This is a genomic window from Azospirillum sp. UFLA03-27, assembly GCF_059803775.1.
Map to the genome: position 1 here is coordinate 1 of NZ_JAUQTX010000349.1, position 5,269 is coordinate 5,269.

4 protein-coding genes are annotated in these 5,269 nt (G+C 70.5%); 1 reads left to right on the forward strand and 3 read right to left on the reverse strand.

The features are described 5' to 3' along the window. Window positions 1-117: 117 nt before the first annotated feature. From purL to Q4I23_RS30215, 3 genes are all read right to left on the reverse strand, one after another. Entirely contained in the window at window positions 118-2,298 is a 2,181-nt protein-coding gene (gene purL / locus Q4I23_RS30205) for a phosphoribosylformylglycinamidine synthase subunit PurL (protein ID WP_498528670.1), read from the reverse strand. Between the two features lie 32 nt (window positions 2,299-2,330). Continuing rightward, entirely contained in the window at window positions 2,331-3,035 is a 705-nt protein-coding gene (gene purQ / locus Q4I23_RS30210) for a phosphoribosylformylglycinamidine synthase subunit PurQ (RefSeq protein WP_498528667.1), read from the reverse strand. Between the two features lie 116 nt (window positions 3,036-3,151). Next, window positions 3,152-4,048 carry a LysR substrate-binding domain-containing protein gene (locus Q4I23_RS30215; protein ID WP_498528668.1) on the reverse strand — a complete coding sequence of 299 codons (897 nt, stop codon included), beginning with the start codon at window positions 4,046-4,048 and terminating at the stop codon, window positions 3,152-3,154. A gap of 101 nt (window positions 4,049-4,149) precedes the next feature. On the opposite strand from Q4I23_RS30215, the gene Q4I23_RS30220 reads away from it, so the two are divergent. After that, on the forward strand, window positions 4,150-5,269 hold a 1,120-nt coding region (locus Q4I23_RS30220), incomplete at its 3' end, for an MFS transporter (protein ID WP_498528669.1).

The window sequence follows — 5,269 nt, forward strand, 5'->3', positions numbered from 1 at the left end:
GGAGGGAAGGGGCCCGCGGCGAAGCCGTGGGAAGGGTGGGGGCAAGACTCCGCCCCAAAACGAAAAGGCCGGGCGTCAGCCCGGCCTTCCGTTCTTCGACCTCTCAGCCGCGTCCGATCACTCGGCGGCGGCCATGTAGCCGGGCAGCCAGGCCTCGTTGGCCTTCTTCAGGCGTGCGATGGTGATCGCCTCGCCGCCACGGCCGGTCAGGGCCGTGCCGTTGGTCTTGCCGAGCACGCTCACCGGCACGCCGGCGGCCTTGGCCTTCTCCTGCACCGCGGCGGCCTTGTCGGCGCGGACGGCCAGCACGTAGCGGCCCTGATCCTCGCCGAACAGGGTGCCGGCGTCCGCACCGTCGAGGCCCGACAGGTTGGCGCCGATGCCGCCGGCCATGGCCATCTCGGCCACGGTGACCAGCAGGCCGCCGTCCTGGATGTCGTGGCTCGACAACACCAGTCCCTCGGCGATCAGGCCGCGGACGAACTCGCCGTTGCGGCGCTCCACCGCCAGATCGACCGGCGGCGGCGGACCGTCCTCACGGCCCAGGATCTCCCGCAGGTAGAGCGACTGGCCGAGATGGCCGGTGCCCTCGCCGACGAGCAGGATGGTGTCGCCCTCGTTCTTGAAGGCGATGCCGACGGCGATCATGGCGTCGGGCAGCAGGCCGACGGCGCCGATGGCCGGGGTCGGCAGGATCGCCTCGCCGTTGGTCTCGTTGTAGAGCGACACGTTGCCCGACACGACCGGGAAGTCCAGTGCGCGGCAGGCGTCGGCCATGCCCTGGATGGCGCCGACGAACTGGCCCATGATCCGCGGCTTCTCGGGGTTGCCGAAGTTCATGTTGTCGGTGACGGCCAGCGGCAGGGCGCCGACGGCGGACAGGTTGCGGTAGGCCTCGGCCACCGCCTGGGCGCCGCCGCGCACCGGGTCGGCGAGGCAGTAGCGCGGGGTGCAGTCGGTGGTGACGGCGATGCCCTTGCTCTGGCCGGGCAACCGCACCACGCCCGCGTCGGCCTGACCGGACATGAAGCGGGTGTCGCCGTTCACGAGGCTGTCATACTGCTCCCAGATCCAGCGCTTGGACGCCTGATCGGGGCAGGACATGATCTTTTCCAGGATGTCGCCCAGCGTTTTGTCGGCCGGCAGGGCGCGCACGGCGTCCTCCAGCTCCGCGGCGGCCGGGGTCGGCTCCCACGGACGGTCGTAGAGCGGCGAGGCGTTGGAGACCGGCGCGATCGGCATGTCGCACCAGGTCTGGCCATGCATCTTGATGACCAGCTTGCCGGTGTCGGTCAGCGTGCCGATCACGGCGAAGTCCAGCTCCCACTTGTCGAAGATCGCCTTGGCGACCTCCTCGCGGCCGGGCTTCAGGATGATCAGCATGCGCTCCTGGCTTTCGGAGAGCATGATCTCGTAGGGGGTCATCCCCTCCTCGCGCATCGGCACGTCGTCGAGCACCAGCTCGATGCCGAGCCCGCCCTTGCCGGCCATCTCGACCGAGGAGGAGGTGAGACCGGCCGCACCCATGTCCTGGATGGCGACGATGGCGTCCGTCTCCATCAGCTCCAGGCAGGCCTCGATCAGCAGCTTCTCGGTGAAGGGGTCGCCGACCTGCACGGTCGGGCGCTTCTCCTCCGAATCCTCGCTGAACTCGGCCGACGCCATGGTGGCGCCGTGGATGCCGTCGCGGCCCGTCTTGGAGCCGACATAGACCACCGGGTTGCCGACGCCCGCGGCGGCGGAATAGAAGATCCGGTCGGCCTTGGCCACGCCCACGGTCATCGCGTTGACCAGGATGTTGCCGTTGTAGGCCGGGTGGAAGTTGGTCTCGCCGCCGACCGTCGGCACGCCGACGCAGTTGCCGTAATGGGCGATGCCGGCCACCACGCCCGACACCAGATGGCGGGTCTTGGGATGCTCGGGCGCGCCGAAGCGCAGCGCGTTCATGTTCGCGATGGGCCGGGCGCCCATGGTGAACACGTCGCGCAGGATGCCGCCAACGCCCGTCGCCGCGCCCTGGAAGGGCTCGATGTAGGACGGGTGGTTGTGGCTCTCCATCTTGAAGATGATGGCGTCGCCGTCGCCGGCATCGACCACGCCGGCGTTCTCGCCGGGGCCGCAGATGACCTGCGGGCCGGTGGTCGGCAGCGTCATCAGCCACTTCTTCGACGACTTGTAGGAGCAATGCTCCGACCACATCACCGAGATGATGCCCAGCTCCGTGTAGGTCGGCTGGCGCCCCAGGATCTCCAGGGCGTTGTTGTATTCCCCTTCGGACAGGCCGAACTCGCGGGCCATCTCCAGGGAGACTGCGGGCTGCTGCGCGGTGGTCACGACAGGGCCTCCACCAGACCATCGAACATGGGCTTGCCGTCGGTGTTGCCATGGAAGGCGGACACCGCGTCCTCGGGGTGCGGCATCAGGCCGAGCACGGTGCGCTTGGCGTTGAAAATGCCGGCGATGTTGTCCAGCGAACCGTTCGGGTTCCAGTCGTTCCGGTTCCAGCGCGGAACGGCATCGCCCTCGTCGCTGACGTAGCGGAAGGCCACCTGGCCCTCGCCGTCCAGCCGCTTCACCGTCTCGGCGTCGGTCCAGTAGTTGCCGTCGCCGTGCGCCACCGGGTAGCGGACGATCTGGCCCTTGCGGTACCTGGCCGTGAAGGGGCTGTCCGTGTTCTCCACCCGCAGATGCACCGTGCGGCAGATGAACTTCAGCTTGGCGTTGCGCATCAGCGCGCCGGGCAGCAGCCCCGCCTCGGTGATGATCTGGAAGCCGTTGCAGATGCCGAGCACCCGCACGCCCTGATCGGCCCGCGCCTTGACCTCGCGCATGATCGGCGAGTGCGCCGCCATGGCGCCGGAGCGCAGATAGTCGCCATAGGAGAAGCCGCCCGGCACGAGGATGAGATCGACCTTGGGCAGTTCGGTGTCGCGGTGCCAGACCAGATGCGGCTTGGTTCCGCTGGCGGCCTCCAGCGCGGCGACGGCGTCGCGTTCGCGGTTGGAGCCGGGGAAAACGATGACGGCGGCCTTCATGGGGCTTGGAAAATCCGGCGTCGTGGGGGGAACGGTTCGAGGCCGGACACTAAAGGCCCCGCCCCGCCAAAGCAAGGGCAAGGACCCCACCATTCTCCCTTATCGGCCCTGCGCACTTATCGGCCCTGTGTTGACGCGCCGGCGGCCTGTTCGCGCAGCCAATCGGGGAAGGCCGGCGCCTCGGTGTGGCCGCGCTGGCGGCTTTCCAGCAGGTAATAGTGGCCGGACACCACCCCCTCGGCTCCCAGCGGCGCGGTCAGCCGCCCGGTCTCCAGCGGGCGTTCCACGAACAGCCGCGGCACGATGGCGACGCCCAGCCCGTCCTCCGCCGCCTGGATGGCGAAGTAGGTGTGGTCGACCTCCATCCGGTTGCGGAAGGCGTCCAGCTCCAGCCCGTGCGCCGTGCTCCAGGCCGGCAGCAGGTCGGCGCGAGCGCGGATGGTGATGACCGTCCGGCGGGTCAGGTCGGCGGGGCTGCGCAGCGTCTCCAGCCCCGGCAAGGACGGGCTGCACACCGGCACGCAATGCTCGCGCATCAGGGGCAGCGGCTTCAGCCCCGCGAAATGGGCGGGGTCGCGGCGGATGGCGTAGTCGAAGGGACGGCCGATGTCGATCGGGCCGGGGGCGGTGGACAGCGACACCGCCAGCTCCGGGAAGCGCTGCTGGAACAGGGGCAGGCGCGGCAGCAGCCAGTGCATGGCGAAGGTGGGGATGCAGTCCACCCGCAGCGTCCGCCGGCCGTCGCCGTCGAGCAGCGTGTCGGTCGCCTGCTGGATCTCGGTGAACAGGTCGGCGATGCGGGTGAAGTAGCGCGCCCCGGCCTCGGTCAGCCGGACCTGCCGCTGGCTGCGGTCGAACAGCGGGACGCCGAGGAAGAGTTCCAGGCTGCGGATCTGGCGGCTGACCGCGCCGGGGGTGACGTTCAGCTCCTCCGCGGCGAGGCGGAAGCTGGAATGGCGGGCGGCGGCGACGAAGGCGCGCAGGGCGTTCAGCGGCGGGAAGCGGGACGGCATCCGTTGAGTTTTTCTCACCGGTCGGCGGAAGACAAGTCGTTTGTCGGTGTCCGACCGGCTGGCTAGGGTGCCTGCCGCTTTCCGTCGTCTCCTGGTCCCTCATGTCGCACATCACCCGCCGGCTGGTCTGGTTCCTTGGCGTCTCGCAGCTGCTGTGCTGGGGGATTTCCTATTACCTGATCGCCATCTTCGGGAACCCCATGGCCGCCGACCTGGGGCTGAGCCTGCCGGTGGCCTTCGGCGGCTTCACGGCGGCGCTGCTGGTCATGGGGGTGGTGTCGGGCAGCGTCGGGCGGGCCATCGACCGCTGGGGCGGCCGCCCGGTGATGGTCATCGGCTCGCTGCTGACGGCGGCGGGGTGCCTGGGGCTGGCCTCCTCCACCGGGCTGGTGAGCTACTACGCGTCCTGGCTGGTGCTGGGGCTGGCGATGCGGGCGAGCCTCTACGAGGCGGCCTTCGCCGCCCTGGCCCGCCTGGGTGGCCCGCTGGCGCGGGTGCCGATCTCGCAGATCACCCTCCTGGGCGGGCTGGCGTCGACGGTGCTGTGGCCGGTGGGGCAGGCGATGGCCGACGCCTGGGGCTGGCGCGGCGCGCTGGTCGCCTACGCCGTCATCGCGCTTCTGACGATCCCGCTGCACGCCGCCATCCCGTCCGACCGCTATGTGCGCCCGCCGGTGCCGGCCGGGACGGAGCCTGCCGGACCCGCCGATCCGCGGCGGCGGGCCTGGGTGGCGCCGCTGTTCTATATGGTGATGACCACGGCGGTCGGCGTGCTGACCTCGGCGATGTCGGCGCACATGATCGGCATCCTGGTCGGGCTGGGGGCGGCGCCCGCGGTGGCGGTGTGGATCTCCACAGTGCGCGGCGTCGGCCAGTCCTCGGCCCGGCTGTGCGAGGTGCTGTCGGGGTCCCGCCTGCACCCCACCGCCCTGGCGCTGCTCGCCTGCGGGCTGCTGCTGCCCGGCTTCCTGATCGGGCTGTGGAGCGGCGCGGTGCTGGCCGCCGGTGTTGCCTTCTCCCTGCTGTTCGGGGCGGGGGCCGGGCTGGCGACCATCGTGCGCGGCACGCTGCCGCTGGTGCTGTTCGATCCGCAAAGCTACGGCCGGACGGTCGGGCGGCTGCTGGTGCCGAGCTTCTACGCCGCCGCCCTGGCGCCGATGGGCTACGCGGTCATCATCGAGCGGGCGGGGGAGACGGCGGCGCTTCTGCTCTCCGCCGTCC

What these genes read in the sequence shown, in the direction of transcription:
- purL (WP_498528670.1), bottom strand. Translation starts at nt 2,298, where the DNA reads ATGGCCCGCGAGTTCGGCCTGTCCGAAGGGGAATACAACAACGCCCTG.
- purQ (WP_498528667.1), bottom strand. Translation starts at nt 3,035, where the DNA reads ATGAAGGCCGCCGTCATCGTTTTCCCCGGCTCCAACCGCGAACGCGAC.
- Q4I23_RS30215 (WP_498528668.1), bottom strand. Translation starts at nt 4,048, where the DNA reads ATGCCGTCCCGCTTCCCGCCGCTGAACGCCCTGCGCGCCTTCGTCGCC.